The sequence below is a fragment of the Streptomyces fuscigenes genome (assembly GCF_021556455.1).
Lineage (GTDB): Bacteria > Actinomycetota > Actinomycetes > Streptomycetales > Streptomycetaceae > Streptomyces > Streptomyces fuscigenes.
On sequence record NZ_JAKGCV010000568.1, the window covers coordinates 1 to 3,013 of the forward strand.

The following is a 3,013-nucleotide window of genomic DNA, read 5'->3' on the forward strand; positions in this document are numbered from 1 at the left end:
GCGCTCGTGCGGCGCCCGGCCCGGGCTCCGAAGAGGCGTGCCCCGACCAGGGGGGCGACGAGCGGTGCCCCGCCCGGGGGTCAGGCCGGGTCGCCCTCGCCGACGGGCTCGCCGACGCCCGCACGCGGGGCGGGCAGCGCGAGGTCGACCTCCACCGGCACACCGTCGCCCGCGTATCCGGCGGAGGACGCGCGGGAGCCGTGGCCGAAGGCCGATGCGGCGAGCACGAAGTCGCCCGCGCCCGGAGGCACCAGGTCGTAGCGCCCCTCCTCGTCCGCGACGGCCCGCCCCGCCTGCAGGCCCCGGCGGTCGATCAGGGTGATGGTGGCGCGTGCGACCGGCAGGCCGTCGACGTCCGTGACACGGCCGTGGAAGCCGCCCGAGGTGGCGAGTAGCGTCGTGTGGCGCACCGGGCCCGCCGTCGCGGGCCCGTCCCCGGCCGCGGGCCGCGCGAGCGGGTCGGCCGCGCCCTCGGCCGGCGGGCCCGCCTGCGCGGCGGACGCGGCGCGCGAGGCCCGCTGCGAGGGCAGGAAGGCGGCGAGCAGGAGCCCGCCGAGGACGGCTGCCGTGGCGATGGCGAAGGAGATCCGGAAACCGTGCAGCGTCGGGAGCGCGACGCCGCCCACGTCCGTCGACGTCCGTGCGAGGACCATGCCGATGACGGCGCTCGACACCGACGTGCCGATGGAACGCATCAGCGTGTTCAGGCCGTTGGCCGCGCCCGTCTCCGACGCGTCCACCGCGCCGATGATCAGGGCCGGGAGCGAGGAGTACGCGAGGCCGATGCCGGCGCCTACGACCACCGAGATGATGATGGTCTGCCAGGCGGCGCTCATCAGGCCGAGCCCGCCGCCGTAGCCGATCGCGATGACGACCATGCCGATGATGAGGGAGACCTTCGGGCCGCGCCGGGCGGCGATGCGCGCGTACAGCGGCGCGGTGAGCATCATCGTCAGGCCGAGCGGCGCCACGCACAGCCCCGCGACCACCATCGACTGCCCGAGCCCGTATCCGGTGGAGGACGGCAGCTGGAGCAGCTGCGGCAGGACGAGCGAGATGGCGTAGAACGCGACACCGACCATCACGGACGCCAGGTTCGTCAGGAGCACCTCGCGGCGGGCCGTGGTGCGCAGGTCCACCAGCGGGGCGGCGGAGCGCAGTTCCCACGCGCCCCACGCCAGCAGGATCACGACGGCCGCGCCGAACAGGCCGAGGGTGGTGGGGGAGCCCCAGCCCCAGTCGCTGCCCTTCGTGATGGGCAGCAGCAGGGCCACGAGGCCGGCGGAGAGACCGAGCGCGCCGGTCTTGTCGAAACGGCCGGGCGCGCGCAGCGAGGACTCCGGCACCGCGAAGTACGTCAGCAGCATCGACAGCACACCGAGGCCGGCCGCGCCGAAGAACAGGGCGTGCCAGTCGGCGTTCTGCGCCACCAGCGCGGCGCCGGGCAGGGCGAGGCCGCCGCCCACGCCGATCGACGAGCTCATCAGGGCCATCGCCGAGCCGAGCTTCTCGCGCGGCAGCTCGTCGCGCATGATGCCGATGCCGAGGGGTATCGCGCCCATCGCGAAGCCCTGGAGCGCCCGGCCCGCGATCATGATCAGAAGATCGTCGGTGAAGGCACAGACCAGCGAGCCGATCACCATGATCGCGAGGCTGGCCAGCAGCATGCGCCGCTTGCCGTTCAGGTCGCCGAGCCGGCCCATGATCGGGGTGGCCACGGCGCCGGCGAGGAGCGTCGACGTCATCACCCAGGTCGCGTTCGAGGGCGCCGTGTGCAGGAGGGTGGGCAGGTCCTTGATGACCGGGACGAGCAGGGTCTGCATCACCGCGACGGTGATGCCCGCGAAGGCGAGGACGGGCACCACCGCGCCGGAGGCCCGTCTGCCGGGATCCGGCGGGAGCGTCCCGGCGTCATGATCGGTCGTCGTCTGCGGCATGCGTGCGGCCTCCGTGGAACAAGAAGTGACAAGTGGAGTGATGGGTGGGGCGGGTGGTGCGTGGGTGGTGCTCGGGGGCCGGACCCGGCCCGGCGGGCCCGGCGCCGCGGGACCGTCCCGGTGGCGGGGGGACGGTCGCGCGGTGGTCCGGCAGTGGTCCTGCGGTGCTCCGGCGCCGGTCCGGTGGTGTCGGTCGCGGTCGTGGGAAGCCAGGTCGGACGACAGGGGCCGGCCCCCCGGCCGGCCTGTGCGTGCCCTGTGAACGCTTTTCCACCCGTACGCTATTCCGCGACCGTGTTCGAACTCGCGAGCGGGGTCGCCGGTTGGGCCCGGCCCCCGGATCGGGGCACCCGGCGCGCCGGCCGGAGCCGGCCCTCCGCGGCGGCGGCCGGTGGTCCGGAGGCGTGCGCGAGGCGTCGCGCCCAGCAAGATCCAAACGAGAGGCCCTAGGTCCAAGGACCCGCGGCCGTTCGGCCGTTAATCGGATGTCAGGGGCGCGCCGGGGCTGCGAGCATGACGCCATGACCATCACGCCCTCGGACCCGCCCGCCCACGAGCCCCCGCGCACCGCGCCGCGGAAGCGCGAGCAGGAGCTGGTGACCCGGGGCCCGGCCGGTGCGGGCGGCCCCGGACCGGGCCCCGCGCCGCGCCGGCGCACGGTGCCCACCTGGGCCGTCGTCCTCATCGCCTGCGCCGGGCAGTTCCTCGTCGTCCTCGACGTCTCCGTCGTCAACGTGGCCCTGCCGTCCATGCGCACCGACCTCGGGATGAGCGAGGGCGGGCTGCAGTGGGTGCTCAACGCGTACTCGATCGCGTTCGCCGGCTTCATGCTGCTCGGCGGCCGGGCGGCGGACCTCTTCGGGCAGAAGCGCACGTTCCTGCTCGGCCTCACCGTGTTCGCTGTCGCGTCCCTGGGCGGCGGCCTCGCGCAGCAGAGCTGGCAACTCCTCGCCGCCCGCGCGGTGCAGGGCCTCGGCGCCGCCGTCCTCGCGCCCGCCACGCTCACGCTGCTGACCTCCGCCGTCCCGGCCGGGCCCGCCCGGGTCCGCGCCGTGGGCACGTGGGCCGCGGTCGGC

The 3,013-nt window shown here is 75.3% G+C and carries 2 protein-coding genes; one reads left to right on the forward strand and one right to left on the reverse strand.

The genetic code is table 11. The features are described from left to right. Nucleotides 1-80: 80 nt before the first annotated feature. Nucleotides 81-1,937 (reverse strand): MFS transporter, encoded by a 1,857-nt coding sequence (locus tag L1885_RS26365; RefSeq protein ID WP_235799670.1) that lies wholly within the window; start codon nucleotides 1,935-1,937, stop codon nucleotides 81-83. A 521-nt stretch (nucleotides 1,938-2,458) separates the two neighbouring features. Between L1885_RS26365 and L1885_RS26370 the strand changes: the two genes are divergently transcribed. After that, a partial coding sequence (locus L1885_RS26370; protein ID WP_235799671.1) for an MFS transporter occupies nucleotides 2,459-3,013 on the forward strand: 555 nt, incomplete at its 3' end.

Coding starts and splice junctions, on each gene's coding strand:
- L1885_RS26365 (WP_235799670.1), bottom strand. CDS start 1,937: ATGCCGCAGACGACGACCGATCATGACGCCGGGACGCTCCCGCCGGAT.